At 34.7% G+C, this 15,179-nt stretch carries 19 protein-coding genes and 1 riboswitch; of the genes, 6 read left to right on the forward strand and 13 right to left on the reverse strand.

Annotated elements, in window-relative coordinates; genetic code table 11:
* Window positions 1-44 precede the first annotated feature (44 nt).
* Window positions 45-1,034, forward strand: a complete 990-nt coding sequence (locus K332_RS0108120; protein WP_026906998.1) for an NAD(P)/FAD-dependent oxidoreductase — start codon at window positions 45-47, stop codon at window positions 1,032-1,034.
* Between the two features lie 125 nt (window positions 1,035-1,159).
* Here K332_RS0108120 and K332_RS0108125 read toward each other — a convergent pair whose 3' ends face one another.
* The 3 genes from K332_RS0108125 to K332_RS0108135 all read right to left on the reverse strand — a co-directional run bounded on the left by K332_RS0108125 (window position 1,160) and on the right by K332_RS0108135 (window position 2,801).
* On the reverse strand, window positions 1,160-1,516 hold the full coding sequence (locus tag K332_RS0108125) for a HesB/IscA family protein (RefSeq protein ID WP_026906999.1): 357 nt from the start codon (window positions 1,514-1,516) through the stop codon (window positions 1,160-1,162).
* Window positions 1,517-1,578: 62 nt separating this feature from the next.
* Window positions 1,579-2,451, reverse strand: a complete 873-nt coding sequence (gene dapF / locus K332_RS0108130; RefSeq protein ID WP_026907000.1) for a diaminopimelate epimerase — start codon at window positions 2,449-2,451, stop codon at window positions 1,579-1,581.
* Between the two features lie 11 nt (window positions 2,452-2,462).
* Entirely contained in the window at window positions 2,463-2,801 is a 339-nt protein-coding gene (locus tag K332_RS0108135; RefSeq protein ID WP_026907001.1) for a YuzD family protein, read from the reverse strand.
* A gap of 267 nt (window positions 2,802-3,068) precedes the next feature.
* Between K332_RS0108135 and K332_RS0108140 the strand changes: the two genes are divergently transcribed.
* Window positions 3,069-3,293 (forward strand): NifU family protein, encoded by a 225-nt coding sequence (locus K332_RS0108140; protein WP_026907002.1) that lies wholly within the window; start codon window positions 3,069-3,071, stop codon window positions 3,291-3,293.
* Window positions 3,294-3,370: 77 nt separating this feature from the next.
* On the opposite strand, the gene K332_RS0108145 is transcribed toward K332_RS0108140, so the two are convergent.
* A complete protein-coding gene (locus K332_RS0108145) occupies window positions 3,371-4,342 on the reverse strand; it encodes a protein kinase family protein (protein WP_026907003.1) in 972 nt (323 codons plus the stop codon).
* 84 nt (window positions 4,343-4,426) lie between these two features.
* Between K332_RS0108145 and K332_RS0108150 the strand changes: the two genes are divergently transcribed.
* On the forward strand, window positions 4,427-4,927 hold the full coding sequence (locus tag K332_RS0108150) for a phosphatidylglycerophosphatase A family protein (RefSeq protein WP_026907004.1): 501 nt from the start codon (window positions 4,427-4,429) through the stop codon (window positions 4,925-4,927).
* A gap of 22 nt (window positions 4,928-4,949) precedes the next feature.
* Here K332_RS0108150 and K332_RS0108155 read toward each other — a convergent pair whose 3' ends face one another.
* A complete protein-coding gene (locus K332_RS0108155) occupies window positions 4,950-5,723 on the reverse strand; it encodes a TIGR01457 family HAD-type hydrolase (RefSeq protein WP_036688457.1) in 774 nt (257 codons plus the stop codon).
* Window positions 5,724-5,732: 9 nt separating this feature from the next.
* Window positions 5,733-6,170 carry a type VII toxin-antitoxin system HepT family RNase toxin gene (gene hepT, locus K332_RS0108160; RefSeq protein WP_026907006.1) on the reverse strand — a complete coding sequence of 146 codons (438 nt, stop codon included), beginning with the start codon at window positions 6,168-6,170 and terminating at the stop codon, window positions 5,733-5,735.
* A gap of 149 nt (window positions 6,171-6,319) precedes the next feature.
* Between hepT and K332_RS0108165 the strand changes: the two genes are divergently transcribed.
* Window positions 6,320-6,601 (forward strand): hypothetical protein, encoded by a 282-nt coding sequence (locus K332_RS0108165; RefSeq protein WP_026907007.1) that lies wholly within the window; start codon window positions 6,320-6,322, stop codon window positions 6,599-6,601.
* An 87-nt stretch (window positions 6,602-6,688) separates the two neighbouring features.
* Here K332_RS0108165 and K332_RS0108170 read toward each other — a convergent pair whose 3' ends face one another.
* Window positions 6,689-6,961 carry a YutD family protein gene (locus tag K332_RS0108170; protein WP_026907008.1) on the reverse strand — a complete coding sequence of 91 codons (273 nt, stop codon included), beginning with the start codon at window positions 6,959-6,961 and terminating at the stop codon, window positions 6,689-6,691.
* Between the two features lie 140 nt (window positions 6,962-7,101).
* Here K332_RS0108170 and K332_RS0108175 point away from each other — a divergent pair, with 140 nt between their 5' ends.
* Both K332_RS0108175 and K332_RS0108180 read left to right on the forward strand, forming a co-directional pair.
* Window positions 7,102-7,677: a YhcN/YlaJ family sporulation lipoprotein gene (locus K332_RS0108175; RefSeq protein WP_026907009.1), complete on the forward strand. Its 576-nt coding sequence runs from the start codon at window positions 7,102-7,104 to the stop codon at window positions 7,675-7,677.
* A gap of 110 nt (window positions 7,678-7,787) precedes the next feature.
* A complete protein-coding gene (locus K332_RS0108180) occupies window positions 7,788-8,753 on the forward strand; it encodes a M23 family metallopeptidase (protein ID WP_425414450.1) in 966 nt (321 codons plus the stop codon).
* 54 nt (window positions 8,754-8,807) lie between these two features.
* Here the strand turns inward: K332_RS0108180 and K332_RS23935 are convergent, their stop codons facing one another.
* From K332_RS23935 to K332_RS0108210, 6 genes are all read right to left on the reverse strand, one after another.
* Window positions 8,808-8,909, reverse strand: a complete 102-nt coding sequence (locus K332_RS23935; protein ID WP_156914169.1) for a MetS family NSS transporter small subunit — start codon at window positions 8,907-8,909, stop codon at window positions 8,808-8,810.
* A 4-nt stretch (window positions 8,910-8,913) separates the two neighbouring features.
* On the reverse strand, window positions 8,914-10,443 hold the full coding sequence (locus K332_RS0108190) for a sodium-dependent transporter (RefSeq protein ID WP_026907011.1): 1,530 nt from the start codon (window positions 10,441-10,443) through the stop codon (window positions 8,914-8,916).
* 302 nt (window positions 10,444-10,745) lie between these two features.
* Window positions 10,746-12,278, reverse strand: a complete 1,533-nt coding sequence (locus K332_RS0108195) for a Na+/H+ antiporter NhaC family protein (protein WP_026907012.1) — start codon at window positions 12,276-12,278, stop codon at window positions 10,746-10,748.
* 141 nt (window positions 12,279-12,419) lie between these two features.
* A riboswitch (Lysine riboswitch) is annotated at window positions 12,420-12,593 on the reverse strand.
* Between the two features lie 42 nt (window positions 12,594-12,635).
* Complete coding sequence (gene yunB / locus K332_RS0108200) at window positions 12,636-13,418, reverse strand: sporulation protein YunB (protein ID WP_026907013.1); 783 nt, start codon at window positions 13,416-13,418, stop codon at window positions 12,636-12,638.
* Window positions 13,419-13,473: 55 nt separating this feature from the next.
* Window positions 13,474-14,556, reverse strand: coding sequence for an HD-GYP domain-containing protein (locus tag K332_RS0108205; RefSeq protein WP_026907014.1), 1,083 nt, complete (start codon window positions 14,554-14,556; stop codon window positions 13,474-13,476).
* Between the two features lie 256 nt (window positions 14,557-14,812).
* Window positions 14,813-15,118, reverse strand: a complete 306-nt coding sequence (locus K332_RS0108210) for a YunC family protein (RefSeq protein WP_026907015.1) — start codon at window positions 15,116-15,118, stop codon at window positions 14,813-14,815.
* Window positions 15,119-15,179: the final 61 nt, after the last annotated feature.

Genomic DNA, 15,179 nt, shown 5'->3' on the forward strand with positions numbered 1-15,179 from the left:
TGTTACTATATTAGTGGTATTTTTTTCTAAGGAGGTTTTCATTTATGTCGGACAAAGTATTCGATGTTACCATTATTGGCGCGGGACCAGCCGGTTTATTCACAGCATTCTATGGCGGCATGCGTCAAGCAAGTGTTAAAATTATTGAAAGTTTACCACATACTGGTGGGCAATTAACGGCCCTATATCCAGAAAAGTATATATATGATATTGCTGGCTTTCCAAAGATACGAGCACAAGAATTAATAGATAATTTAGAAGAACAAGCTAAAATGTTTGATCCCACAATTGTATTAGGGCAATCCATTGAAACGGTAGAACGATTAGAAGACCAATCCTTTAAATTAACTTCTAACACAGGTGACGTTCATTATACAAAAACAATCATCATAACAGCAGGAAACGGTGCCTTCCAACCTCGAAGGTTAAATATCAATAATTCCGAAGAATTTGAAGGAATTAATCTTCATTATTACGTAAAGGATATGAACCGCTTTAAAGATAAAAAGGTCGCTATCCTAGGTGGCGGAGATTCGGCTGTTGATTGGGCAATGATGCTAGAACCAATCGCGGAGAAAGTATACTTAATCCACCGTCGTAATGAGTTTAGAGCTCATGAACATAGTGTCGAGAAGTTAATGAATTCTAACGTGGATGTTATTACACCATTTGCTCCAAGTGATATTGTTACTTCTAATAAAATAGATAAGATTTCATTAGAAGAAGTAAAAGGTGATAGAAAAATGGATCTAGAAATAGATGATGTCATCTGTAATTACGGCTTTATTTCATCATTAGGTCCAATTAAAGACTGGGGACTAGAAATAGAAAAAAATAGTATTGTTGTTAACACGAAAATGGAAACAACTATTCCTGGAATCTATGCAGCTGGTGATATCTGCACTTTCCCTGGAAAAATTAAATTAATCGCAACAGGATTTGGTGAAGGCCCGACCGCTATCAACAATGCTAAGCAATATATTGATCCAAAAGCAAGAGTACAACCAAAGCATTCTACTAGTATGTTTGAATAGTGAGTACCATTAAATCGTTGTAATGTTTTTTTGATATATGATATTTTTCACAGACTTTACAGGTAATGTTCAGAAAACAAAAAAGCATGGATAGGATGATTAAGTCCCTATCCATGCTTTTATCATTAACATTTTTCAGGTGCACCCACCGTTTCCTTTGTACGGAACGATGAACCACATCCACAAGATAAAACGGCATTTGGATTATCAATACTAAATCCGCCACCCATTAAATTTTGTTTAAAATCAATTGTTGTTCCCTCAATTACAGGGATATCTGGTTTATGGATAATCACTGGAATTCCGTTAATAACCTGCACGAGATCCAACTCTTCATTAAGTTCTTCATCAAAACCAAGGGAATAAGATAATCCGCTACACCCTCCACCTTTTACACCAAAGCGAAGGCGTGCACTACCTGATTCATCCTTCATCATTTCTTTTATTTGGAGACTAGCATTATCTGTTAGCGATATAACCATCTTAATTCCTCCTAAATACATGCTCTTATTATAACTAGTATACATACGGATCTAATCTGTTTTCAACCATTAGGATTTAAAGTTTCATAATAATAGGAACCAGTTGCAATAACCTTGGCCTCCCCGGTCATCCATACTGAACCATCTTCATCCCATTTTATAAATAGATCTCCACCTTGCAGGTGAACTGTTATTAATGTATTCTTTCTAATATAATTATTTAAAGTTGCTGCAACGACTGCTGCACACGCACCGGTGCCACACGCCTCTGTAATACCTGAACCACGTTCCCATACTCGAAAGTTCAGTTCATTCTCATTAACCACTTCTACAAACTCTACATTTACTCTTTCTGGAAAACGAAGGTCCTTTTCAATCGTTTCACCTAATTCATAAAGTGGAGCTTCCTCGATATCATGAACAAAAAAGACTGCATGAGGATTTCCCATAGAAACAGTAGTTACATTTAGATTATGGCCATTTATTTCAAACGGTTCATTAACCACTTGTTCCAAGTCCTCTCCAACCATCGGAATATTCGAGCGTCTTAATCTTGGTTTCCCCATGTCAATAGTAACATCCTTAACTTTATCATCATCAACTATAACTTCAGCATGAACAATTCCTGACTTAGTCTCTATTCGAAATTGTTTTTGAGTTACAATCTCTGTTTCGTAAGCATATCTGGCAGTACACCTGAGCCCATTACCACAATTCATTCCTTCTGATCCATCTTTATTAAATATACGCATTCCAACTTCTGCATTTTTAGTCGGATGAATTAGAATCATACCATCAGAACCTATGCCAGTACTAACATTGGAAACTTTCACTGTAACATCGGATAATATCTCTTCCTCTAGTTTAAACTTAAATAAATCAAGGTATATATAATTATTACCTAAGGCATGCATCTTGGTGAAAGGTATTTCCATTTTAAATTCCCTCACTTCATTTTTTCTAATAACTGCACATTTCGCTGTTCTAATGCTTTATAGATGGTTTTTAAACGTGGAATCCCTTCTGCCACCATGTCGTTATTGACAAAAATGATTGGATAAAATAGATCCTCTTCTGCTATTCTTTCCACAAACTCTTTATGTTTTTCTTCTTCCTGTAGTTGATTTATATCAATATATAGATAACTAATTCGATCAGATTCATATTTTCGTGATATTGCAGCCTGAATCCATTCATAAGTATCCTTAGAACCCGGAGCACCGACACAACTAGCACAAATTTGTTCTGCACCATACACCGTTATTAAGATTTCTTTATCGTTCATTTAAAACGCCCCTCCCCAAAATTATTAGTTTCTTTTATTTTACAAAATCTTAGTATAAAGATAAAATAATAATGACTACAATTTAAGAGATAACATAATTGGTTCAAAATCCATATTGGGCAAACTTACATTCACTCTTCTTTTAGTGAATTTGTTAGTTTTACTTATTATGTAGCGAAAGTTTAATACTTTCCCACGAGTAAAATAAAGAATAGATTTTTTAAGGCTACACCTTTATAATGAGAATAGGAAAGGAGAAGATGGATAATGCGTGAACAAGTACAAGAAGTATTAAACAAATTACGCCCATTTTTACTTCGTGACGGTGGAGATGTTGAATTAGTTGATGTTGATGATGAAGGCATTGTACTTCTTCGTCTGATGGGTGCATGTGGAAACTGCCCGAGCTCAACAATTACATTAAAAGCAGGTATCGAGCGTGCATTAATGGCTGAAGTACCAGGTGTTAAGGAAATAGAACAAGTATTTTAACTATACAATGACTTAAGCAGACAACTAAATGTTGCCTGCTTTTTTATTTTGGCTATCTTACTAGAACCCTAGTTAATTTACAACCACTTTAAAATAGGCAAATCATACTCCCTAAAGTCAACATCTAACAAATCAAACAACTGCCCTAGCCTCTTTTCATAATGTCGCTGTTGCTTTATCAACTGTTTCAACTCCATATGAAGTCCATCAATATTCTGATTACTGAAACCTTCCTCAATAAAATCAAAAAGGTGAATCGGGTAGATTAAACGAGCATATAATAATCTCCAGCCAAAAATAGATAATGGCCTGGTTTCTTGATAATCGCTAAGAAATAGTTTTAAACTTTCTAGATTAAAATCATTCGTTAGAAATTGATATCTTATATATTCCGCTAGATCTCGGGTTGGATGGTCATAAACTAGTTCATTCGTCCAAATTACTGGGCTTAGTAAATTTTGTTTATACCTTTGAAAAGCAAATACGCCTTGATCACCTTGATGGAAACGTTTGTCCGTTTCACTTTCCTGTAAATATTGGATAGCATTTTCACTCAACCCAATGATATAAGGAAAAACATCAACCAATAATCGATAATACTTATTTTGATAAGATGATGCTTCCTGTTCAACTTTTTGTTCAAAGGCCGTTAACTTTTTAATCCATAATTCTTTCCATGATCCGTAGCTTGAAATTTCTTTTGGTTCATAACTATATGTAGCGCTTTTATTATGAAACGTTGCCAAGCTTTTTCCATGGGATTGTTGGCGATCAGTTTGTACTGTTGAAACCCGAAACACCATATAATGATTTTTATCTTTTTCTGCAAACCAATTATTTTCCCTTGTTGGTACAGGAATTGCAGTATGTTTGTATCCAATTTCGGCAAGATAATAAGCAAGTGCTGCTTGCTCTAAATGAATCATTTCCTTGTTTGAAGAGGAAATGATAAAATAGTAATAATCATTATCTCGGAATCCTTCTCTTCCGTTTATACTTACACGTTCCGTAGCATGAATATTGTAATTTACTAAAAGTAATTCTTTCATCATATTTCCCTCCCACACACCATTACTATAAATGTATGAAAAAATTACCCAATCTTTACCTAAAAAGGAGAAACGGTGATAAACATGGATAAAAAGTTGAAGCAAAGTGAATTGGAACAAAAAGCGAGAGAATTATTAGTAGAGAGAGGAGTAACCTTAAAAGATATCGCTGAACTCGTTTACTACTTACAATCAAAGTATCATGAGAGTCTAAGTATGGATGATTGTCTGTATAATGTGGACCGTGTATTAGAAAAAAGAGAAGTTCAAAATGCAATCCTTACAGGAATTCAATTGGATAAATTAGCAGAGAAAAAAATGCTAGAAGAACCATTACAAACAACCATTGAAATTGATGAGGGATTATATGGTGTTGACGAAATCATTGCATTTTCTATCGTAAACGTATATGGCTCGATTGGATTTACCAATTATGGTTATATTGATAAACAAAAACCTGGTATTTTACAGAGACTGAATGATAAATCAACTGGAGAATGCCACACATTTTTAGATGATATTGTAGGAGCCATTGCAGCAGCTGCTTCCAGTAGACTTGCCCATGCTGCAGAAGATGCAAAATAGAGTAAAGGGACCTCCCTTTACTCTATTTCTTTATCCATTCACTAAGATTGTTTATAAAATAGGTTGGTTTTTCTGGTAAAAATTCATATTCTTCAAAAGGAGTTACTCCAGTAAAGACCATTAAGGTGTCTAGCCTCGAGTTTATGCCTGCTAGAATATCAGTATTATAATTATCACCAACTAATATTGTATTTTTTTCTTCTGTACCAAGAACTTGTAGAGCCTCTTTAACAATAATAGGTTCTGGCTTACCAATAAACTGCGGTTTTACTCCTGTACTAACAGAAATCACAGAAGTAAATGCACCATTTCCAGGCAGAAAACCACGTTCAGTTGGAAGTGCATTATCACTATTTGTTGAAATAAAAATAGCACCATTTCGCACTGCAAGACATGCTTTAGCTAATTTTTCATACGTAATATCTCGATCAATTCCTGTAACCACTACATCACAATCAATCTCATCAGTGACTGTAATGCCCTCTCGTACGAAAGCATCATGTAATCCCTCTTCCCCAATACAATAACAAAGTGCATCAGGATAATTTTGCTTAATATATTTAGCAGTTGCCATACTAGATGTAAAAATATCTTCTGGCTTAGCATCGATTCCCAACTTTGTGAGCTTTTCAGATACTTGTTTCTGTGTTTTGGAAGAGTTATTAGTTAGAAACAAATATGGAATATCACGACTTTTTAACTCATTAATAAAATTTGGCGCCTCTTCAATTACTTCATTTCCACGATATACAGTTCCATCTAAGTCAATTAAATAACCTTTATATTCCTTCAACATATGTACTCCTTATTCCTTAGTAAATGCATTAGCAACTCCGATTTCATTATTTAAATATTCTCGAATACGAGTTGTAAATTGTATAAGTTCGGAATAACTTTCATCTAATACAAGTTTTAATTTTTCATGATAAATATGTAAATAGTCCTTGACAAGCATCTTTCGGAGCCCAATAACCTCTTTATATGAATGACTTTCTGACTCAGGAATAACCCTTTCATCTTCTAAAATATCGATAATATCCTCATAGCTACCAGGATCTCGCATTATAAATCCATCAATCATCATATTCCCTACATCAATAATTGATTCAATCAATAGTTGGGAAAGCCTCTCTAGAGCAAGTTTTTCATGGAACGATTCTACTTTTAATTCTTTATATTCTTTCAATAAATTCTCAACAAACTTTAATGTAACCTCAACTTTTTTTCTATCCACAAAATACATGACAAATACCCCCAATTTTACTTTTACATCTTTATCATATCACAAAACCATGTACAAGAATGAACACAGATACCTCTTAAAACCAACAAATGGAATAGTAATATTTTCATGCAACGGAAAGGATAAAGATAGAAAGGGTTGAGGAATAAATGAGTAAAGATGATAAAAAAAAGTTCTCTGATTTTTCTAATGTACGTAATCAAAAGAATTATCTAATACCTGAGGAATTTCCAGAAGGGGCGTTTGGTTCTACTATGAATAAGGAAGAACCTGTAAAAAGCAAATCAACGCCATGGGAGGATGGGCAGCGGAGACAAAGTGCATTTGTTTATCCTTACAAGGAATTGCATGAAGATTTACCGAGACAAATTGACGGGGCTCATCCACTACACGACCATCCAGATGATGTGAACCCAGAACAAGAGGATTAGTACGATATGGTGCACCGGATTAAGGGGACAGGCACCAACCTTATAATAAAGCTTTATAGATAAGTTGGCGGTCTGTCTCCCCCTTAATTAATCCTTTTTTTGTAAAACAAAATATGCACAACCAAAATTACAATATTCATAAATATAATCATCAAGTGCACTAATTTTCGAGTCTTCTGATGCCTTTGAATTATGGTCGAGATAAAAGCCTTTAAGCCTAAGCTGTTCATAGCCCCAATCTCCAACAATAAAATCATATTTCTTTAAAATATCAGAATACCGGTCCTCTAGGGCTTTTTGTTGAAAACCGTCTTTAACATTTTCAATTAACTCGTAATTTTTTCCAAATAGTTCTATCACAAAAACTCACCCCTCATACATTGTCTATAGTTTACCATACTTTTACCAATATCAGCTATTCTGTTTTTTTACGCATGATTTCTAATGTTTATTACAAACTATAACTAACGTATTTGTAACTTATTAGGAGGAATAAGGAAATGTATAAAGTATTAAGCATTCTAGTCCTTGGCTTAGTTTTAACAGCATGTGCTCATACTGATAACTCTTCAGGAGAGCAAGAACAGATTCTAGACCAATTAGATCCAAATCGAGAGAATAAAATCCAAAATACATCTAATCTTGATAATAAATTAGGATATGTAAATTATACAAGAGACCAACTTAATATCGATTCTGAGGAACACCATGCTGTTTCCATTGACAAAGTTCAATTGGCTGATATGATTGCAAAAATTATCCTTAGAAATGAAGGGTTTAACAGAGTGGCAACTTTGGTGACTGATGAAGAAGTGCTAATAGCATACGAACATGATGAGGACCTTGATCAGAATATCGCGGCAGATATTGCTAATAAAACAGCTGCCTCCATCATGCCTGGCTTTTATCACGTCTATGTTACTGATAATGAAACATTAATCCCAGACATTCAAAGCTTGCACAACTCATCTACTCAAAATAACAATTATGAAAATACTTTAGATCAAATTATCTCCCAAATGAAAAAGTCACCACAAGGGACGAAAAATAGTAAGGACCAGGACATGGCGGACTAACAATCATCTGTTAGTCCAATTCCTTTTAATAAGCTAAGATGATTACTAATCCAATTCTTACATGGGAAAAATTTGTAATCCTATTTGCCAAAAGAGAGGTGAATAAAATGATGTTTAAAAGCTATTTTTCATATCTACTACTATTTGTAATTCTATATATTCTTCCAGTACCTGTTACAGCTGAAGAAAGCGAAGAAAGTATAGTTGATAAACGAATGTCCCTATATAAAAAAACAGAAGCGATTACTGAAATTCCATGGTACTTTATTGCAGCCGTTGATCAATATGAAAGACAAATAAATAAGGATTTAAAAGAAGATCAAGTCATATCAATTAGAATTCCTACAGAAATTTGGTATGGAGCTGGAAATAACTCCATGGATACAAATAGTATTGTGCTATTTAACGGAAAAGGTAAAGACGGAAATGGGGATTATAAAGCTGATCCCAGTAATGGTGAGGATATACTATTAACAATGGCCTCCATAATAAAGGAATTTGGCCAATCAGAAGAAGATTTTAAAATCGCTCTATGGAATTACTATAAAAGAGATTTAACGGTTCAAACAATTAAAAACACGGCGCTTGTATTTAAGAAATTTAATCATATTAATTTAACGGATCGTGATTTCCCAGTTGCTATTAATTATAATTATAGTTTCCGAAATACTTGGGGCGACCGTCGGGGATTTGGTGGAAATCGAATTCATGAAGGAACAGATATATTCGCTGATTATGGAACACCAGTGCATTCCACAACATACGGGGTAGTAGAACTAAAAGGGTGGAACTTGTACGGAGGATGGAGAATAGGTATTCGAGATATTTTTAATATCTACCATTACTACGCACATTTAAGTGGCTACAAGGAAGGAATTAAAGTTGGCCAAATTGTACAACCTGGTGACGTAATTGGAAGTGTTGGCTCTACTGGATATGGACCACCGGGTACCTCTGGAAAATTCCCACCACATTTACATTATGGAATGTATAAGGATAATGGGTATAGTGAGTGGTCATTTGATCCCTATCCATATTTAAGAAAGTGGGAAAGAATGGCGAAGAGTAAGAAATAAAATAAAATAAAAGAAGACTGTCCTAGGAATAACTAAGACAGTCTTCTTATTTAGTTAATTTGCTTCTTTTCCTTTTTTAACAGCCCACCATATACTTGCTATTAAACCTCCCCAAACAATTACAATAGATAGTATCATAAAAAAGATCCACGCCATCTTATTATGCCTCCTTTTTATAAGAATCTTCTTCATCCACTGAAGGCTTTTTCCATTTTGTAAATGCCATCAAAATACCTACAACTAGTGCCCCAATGGCTACCGCCCATCCACCCCAAAGAATGAATGCATCTGGATAATTTGAATAGTTCCCTGTATCAGTTTCAAATTGTTTTAATATATTTTGCATCAATAATTGATACATCATAAAACCTAATACAATTGGAGTAATTACAGATAAGCTTACAGTCCACCAGGCCCCTAGCTTTATATCTGAAATTTCATTTGCATGATCTTTCAGGTTTTTAACTTCCCTTAGAATCCATGCAATTAAGATAACTTCAACAAGTCCTAATAAAGCTACTCCAAACTGGTTAATGAAATAATCAGCTGCATCTAAGAAATTAATTCCACCTTGTGTTGCAAATAAAAGTGAAATAATTGCTGCTAATCCTCCACCAAATGCAACAGCTTTCGCACGAGAGATTTTAAATTTATCAACTAATCCAGCAACATAAGTCTCCGTAATCGACATTAATGATGTTAAACCAGCCAAAACAAGTGATGCAAAGAATAAGAATCCGAATAACTCATTCAAGCCAGGGAATTGGTTAATGATTTGTGGGAATACTACAAATGCTAAGCCCACGCCAGAAGAAACTACTTCACTAACTGGTACACCCTGTTGTGCTGCCATAAACCCTAAAATACCAAATACCCCAATACCTGCAAGAATTTCGAAACTAGAGTTACCAAATCCAGTGATAAATGCATTATTAGTTAAATCGGATTTTTTAGGTAAATAACTTGAATACGTAATCATAATCGCAAAAGCAATTGATAGACTGAAGAAGATTTGCCCATATGCTGCAACCCAAACATCCGGATCTAAGATTTTACTAAAATCTGGTGTAAAGAATGCTTCTAAGCCCTCCATAGCCCCTGGTAATGTAATTGCTCGAATAACAATAATTAAGAAAATAACAACCAGTGCTGGAATAAAAATTCGGTTTGCAATCTCTATACCTTTTTTGACACCTTTAAATAAGATACCTAATGTTACAACCCAAACTAAGATAAGAGGAATAAGTACCCCCGGTACAAGACTTCCTATTTCCCCTGCATCAGAAGCCTGCAAATAATCACCAAACAAGAATCCTTCTGTGTCATCTCCCCAATTCAAATTGAATGAAAATACAGAGTAAGACATTGCCCAGGCAATAATAACGGAATAGTAAGTTGAAATAACAAAGGCAACTAAGACAGCCCACCATCCAATACCTTCCGTTTTCTTATTCATCCTCCTATAAGTTAGAGGTGCAGACCCACGATACTTATGACCCATTGTAAATTCCAAGATTAGAATTGGTATCCCTGCAGTTAATAAAGCAAATAAGTACGGAATTAAGAATGCTCCCCCACCATTTTCATAGGCCACAGCTGGAAATCGCCAAATATTTCCTAGACCGATGGCAGATCCAACCGCAGCAAAAATAAAACCTGCTCTTGTTCCCCACTGAGAACGTGTTTCCATTACAAGACCTCCCCTTAGTTTTTCTCTTATTACAATATGTAAAGTTTGTAATAAGCTTTGATAGGATAATATTATCCTTTGTGCAATTTCATACCATCACTTACTAAGTATTCTGAAATTACTGAACTTGTCTGTATTATAACGGTACTTATTTCTTATGTCAAAGTATTTTTTGATTTTTTAATAAATAGTGAATCTTTACAATTAAAAGAAGGGTCTGACCTTTCTTTAACAACATTTAGTATTAGTAACTTACTATTTGTTGTATAAAAAAAGTCAGACCATATGTTAAAAATAATTATTTAGTTTTTATTAAACCTAGAAACAAGAATTGCGGTTGCAACAATAATAATTAGTGTTACTAGTAAACCAAATAGTAAAGAATTTGTTAATCCAACGATAAGGTACCCAACAGCAGAAGCTGCTGCAACGGTAAGAGCATAAGGAAGTTGTGTTAATACGTGATCAATATGATTCGCACCCGCCCCAGTTGATGAAAGAACTGTTGTATCAGAAATTGGTGATACATGATCGCCAAACACTGCACCAGCTAAAACAGCAGCTAGAGAAGGAATAATTAATGACGGATCTGCAATGGACATAATATTTGCAGCTATTGGCAGCATTATACCGAATGTTCCCCAAGATGTTCCTGTCGCTAATGCCATAAAGCCCGAAATGATAAAGAAAATAACCGGTAAAAATCCAGTCCCAATATTCATATTTTCTACTAACTGAGCTAAGTATTCACCAGTTTGTAATGCAGAAATAATCGAGCCAATCATCCACGCTAATATTAATATATAGATTGCCGGTAACATTGCTTTAATACCCTCTATAAATACAAGACTGGTTTTCACATTATGCTTTCCTTGAGTAAGGTATAGAATTAACGATGTAATTACCGCTGCTACACCACCATAAAACAAGGAGAAATTTACATTAGTATTCTCGAAAATCGAGAATAATGTTACAGTATCGCCACTTGCAAGTGCTCCAGTAAGGAACATTAATCCAACAGTGGTAATTAACAAGACAATAATTGGAACTACTAAATGAAGGACCTTTCCATTTTTACTTGGTTCAAATGCATTCGATAAATCACCAGGTACCGTTTTTCCTTTAGGAATGACCTCACCAGTTTCAATTGCTCTATCTTCATGCTTTTTCATTGGTCCAATATTTATATCAAAAAATGCAACTAGGAATACTAATAGTATTGCACCTATAGCATAGAAGTTATATGGAATCATCTTGATAAATGCTTCTAATGGATGTAGACCAATCATCGTTACTAACGCACCTATCAAACCAATTAAGTAAGCACCCCAACTAGACACTGGCGCAATAACAGTTACCGGCGCAGACGTAGAATCGATATAATAAGCAAGTTTTGCACGAGAGATATTGTAACGGTCTGTAATCGGTCTTGCAATTTGACCAACTGCTAAAGCATTAAAGTAATCATCGATAAAAATAATGATACCGAAAATGGGAGCCATGAGCTGTGCACCACGTCGTGTTTTAATTTTTGAAATCATCCAATCCCCAAATGCCTTACTTCCACCAGACGCTTGAAGAAAAGCAGTCATAATACCTAATAATAACAAGAATCCAATCAGTTGAATCTCACCAGTATTAAGAGCTTCGTCCGATACAAAAATCCCAATAAATACATTCCAAATTTCTTTAATACTTTTTAAGATATTGAAATCATGAATAAATAAAGCCCCAACGATAATTCCAATTCCTAGGGAAAGTAATACCTTTCTCGTTAGCAATACTAACACTAACATGATAATTGCTGGGATAAGTGAAAAAATTGTTCCTTCCATTTACGCTACCTCCATTGTTGTAATTAGTTTTTGCTATACGTTCATGGAGATACGCTTTATAGGAAAAATATTTTTTCCACACAAAAAAGCAACGATAGAAAATAACCTATCATTGCTTATGCATATACGTTATCATCCATCACGATCTGTAGTCCTCCATGCACGTTAGCATGACAGTGTGCCTCTTATTCAAAGACACCCCAGCAGATAATAAGTTTGACCCTTATTATGCTTCGGCAAACAAGCCTTTCATCAATAATCACAGTTGTCATCCTCATATTGACTAATCATCTTATTTGCGCCTCTACCTCACCGATCAGATAAGGTTCTATTAAATTATGAATCTACTATACTATATTACTCTTCGTCTTGCAAGTCCTTTTTCGGAACTGCGATGGATGGATTACCTCCAGAACCACCATAGAAATCTGGAACTTCCCCCATTACCAAGCTTTTATCAATTAAGATTTTGGTATCTACGGTTGTAACTTTAGAAGTAAAAGGAATCACTACTTGGACATCGGCTTCAACTAGCACATAAAGTGAAACAAATACATTATTTATATTTAACTGTTCCACCTCTTCAATCAATTGTGTTCGGACAGCGCCTACAAGCTCTAAGTTTACAGGAATTCTAGGTCCCAGGTTTGCTAATATTGAATTCCCTGTCGCTTGACCGATTGGAATTTCAATCACCGTTGGATCACGGTCAACTAATTCATCCACAGTATCACCATAAAACTCTGGTTCCCCTAGAGGATCACTATACTGTGGTGGAGTTCCACGATTCATACTATGAAAAAATTCTTCTACACGATCGGTAGCTGCTCGATTAATTTTATTTACCACGGATGGATTCCAGCTCACTCCCGATATATAACCATCTTCAGTTTTTACTATTTGAGCAATATCATTAAATGTATACTCTTCAGCAAATTTAACAGCAGAATTGATCCCCCTCGTTGCAAATTCATCAACTTTAACCTCTGCGGTATCAACTATAACTGGAGTAATCTTTTCGTCAATAAATTCAAGACTAAAATACGTAATAACAATAACCAATATAAATGAAATCATTAAAATATATCTCGATGGAGGTGGTGAATTTCTTCCCTTAAATCCCATCCGATGCCTTCTCATATAAAAACCTCCTCAGAACAATCTTATGCTTGTTCCAAAGAGGTTAGACTATTAATTAAGCTAAGTCACAATCAATAATTACCACATTTAATTCTATAGATAAATCAACCGTATATGGTTCTACATCCCCATTAACATCTCTTAAAATCCGGATATTTGGGCGGTCACATGTATGTTTATTTTGACTAACTACAACGCCTTTTCTTTTATCACTTAATTCAACTGAAATTCCATTTGGATAAACTGCTACGCTATTTTTAAATGCTTCGACGATTGGTATATTAAATTGGTTAACAGCACTACTATATAAAAGTTCAAGACCCTCATGAGGAAGAAGAGCCTTACGATACACACGATTACTAGTTACTGCATCAAACACATCAGCGACTCCAATAATCTGAGCATAGAGATGGATATCCTCCCCCTTTAAACCACGAGGATATCCGGATCCATTAATCCTTTCATGATGCTGGTAAGCACAATGTGCAACAACCGATGAGTACGTGTGGTTGTTACGTAGCAGATCATACCCCTTTGTTGTATGTGATTTCATAATAGAAAATTCTTCATCAGTCAGTCTTTCCGGTTTTTGTAAAATATCCGGATTAATAAATACTTTACCAATATCATGTAGAATAGCACCTGTACCAAGTTCAGCCAATTCTTTTGCATTTAGTTTCAATTGAGAACCAATCGCTAGTGAATATATAGCCACATTTAGCGAATGTTGAAAAATATAATCATCTGTTAAGTAAATATCCGTTAATAACGTTATAGATTCTTCATGTCCATTTACTTCGTCCATCATACGATTAATAATATCAGTTAGATTTGTACTCTCTTCATCTAATACAAAGCTGTTTGTTTTTAATTTACTATCACGAATACTGGAAAATAGTCTCATCATAGAAGATGTAGCATCATGCCTAAGCTTTTCTGATATAACTGGTTGAACAACAATATCTTTAGTTGCCTCATCTTCTATATATACATATGAAATCCCTTGCTCCACTAATCGATTAATTAGTCTTTCCGTTAAGGGTATTCCATTATGGAGTAATATCGTTCCATTGTCTCGGTAAATGGTTTGTCCTAAGACTTCTCCTGGATGAATTGTTGCTGTAGCTACTAATCTCATTCCGTTCTCCTAACCAGCCTTATATAAAACGGCAAATTTCGACAAACTTATATAATAATAGTATCAAATTTACTTTTAAAAATCTATTATTAGAATATTGCTATTTTCACTAATTACTTTTTAATAGTCATACCCTTTGAACATCAGAAAAACTCGCATTCGCTCAGTCCCAAGCGAATGTGTCAGTTTTTCTGATGTCGGCGGAAAGTTTTTTCCTATCTACTAATAAAAAAATGCCTCACATTGGAGACATTTTTTAGGATATTCGTTTTAGGGCCTCTTTTCCAATCATACCTACTTCCCACCCATACTTTTCCTTAGAAGCATCGGTGATTTTTTCTAGTGGCGCACTTAATAAATCATCAATAGTTCGAACGCCTACAGCTCTTGCTGCGATAACTTCACGGTCTTTTAACTTCTCACTTAATAAATCCACGTCTAAAGCTCCACACATGATATAACCTATCTCATTCGTAATCATTAATAAATTTGTCTTAGGTAATTCCACTTTAATAGCTGTGAACATTATTCCGTCCACTTCTAATGGATTTATGGTAATCATGAACATGATGCCTCCTTTAAAATGTACACTATATTACTATGCAAAAAGAAGGTCATGTGTC

The sequence above is a fragment of the Paucisalibacillus globulus DSM 18846 genome, from assembly GCF_000482485.1.
In the GTDB taxonomy this organism is placed as follows: Bacteria; Bacillota; Bacilli; order Bacillales; family Amphibacillaceae; genus Ornithinibacillus; species Ornithinibacillus globulus.

Bases quoted from the DNA above. Each gene is read 5' to 3' on its own strand.
- K332_RS0108135 (WP_026907001.1), bottom strand. From the start codon at position 2,801: ATGAACGATAAAGAAATCTTAATAACGGTGTATGGTGCAGAACAAATT.
- K332_RS0108145 (WP_026907003.1), bottom strand. From the start codon at position 4,342: ATGAAAGAATTACTTTTAGTAAATTACAATATTCATGCTACGGAACGT.
- K332_RS0108120 (WP_026906998.1), top strand. From the start codon at position 45: ATGTCGGACAAAGTATTCGATGTTACCATTATTGGCGCGGGACCAGCC.
- K332_RS0108175 (WP_026907009.1), top strand. From the start codon at position 7,102: ATGTATAAAGTATTAAGCATTCTAGTCCTTGGCTTAGTTTTAACAGCA.
- hepT (WP_026907006.1), bottom strand. From the start codon at position 6,170: ATGTATTTTGTGGATAGAAAAAAAGTTGAGGTTACATTAAAGTTTGTT.
- K332_RS0108165 (WP_026907007.1), top strand. From the start codon at position 6,320: ATGAGTAAAGATGATAAAAAAAAGTTCTCTGATTTTTCTAATGTACGT.
- K332_RS0108180 (WP_425414450.1), top strand. From the start codon at position 7,788: ATGTTTAAAAGCTATTTTTCATATCTACTACTATTTGTAATTCTATAT.
- K332_RS0108140 (WP_026907002.1), top strand. From the start codon at position 3,069: ATGCGTGAACAAGTACAAGAAGTATTAAACAAATTACGCCCATTTTTA.
- K332_RS0108155 (WP_036688457.1), bottom strand. From the start codon at position 5,723: ATGTTGAAGGAATATAAAGGTTATTTAATTGACTTAGATGGAACTGTA.
- K332_RS0108210 (WP_026907015.1), bottom strand. From the start codon at position 15,118: ATGATTACCATAAATCCATTAGAAGTGGACGGAATAATGTTCACAGCT.
- dapF (WP_026907000.1), bottom strand. From the start codon at position 2,451: ATGGAAATACCTTTCACCAAGATGCATGCCTTAGGTAATAATTATATA.
- K332_RS0108195 (WP_026907012.1), bottom strand. From the start codon at position 12,278: ATGGAAGGAACAATTTTTTCACTTATCCCAGCAATTATCATGTTAGTG.
- yunB (WP_026907013.1), bottom strand. From the start codon at position 13,418: ATGAGAAGGCATCGGATGGGATTTAAGGGAAGAAATTCACCACCTCCA.
- K332_RS0108150 (WP_026907004.1), top strand. From the start codon at position 4,427: ATGGATAAAAAGTTGAAGCAAAGTGAATTGGAACAAAAAGCGAGAGAA.
- K332_RS0108205 (WP_026907014.1), bottom strand. From the start codon at position 14,556: ATGAGATTAGTAGCTACAGCAACAATTCATCCAGGAGAAGTCTTAGGA.
- K332_RS0108190 (WP_026907011.1), bottom strand. From the start codon at position 10,443: ATGGAAACACGTTCTCAGTGGGGAACAAGAGCAGGTTTTATTTTTGCT.
- K332_RS23935 (WP_156914169.1), bottom strand. From the start codon at position 8,909: ATGGCGTGGATCTTTTTTATGATACTATCTATTGTAATTGTTTGGGGA.
- K332_RS0108125 (WP_026906999.1), bottom strand. From the start codon at position 1,516: ATGGTTATATCGCTAACAGATAATGCTAGTCTCCAAATAAAAGAAATG.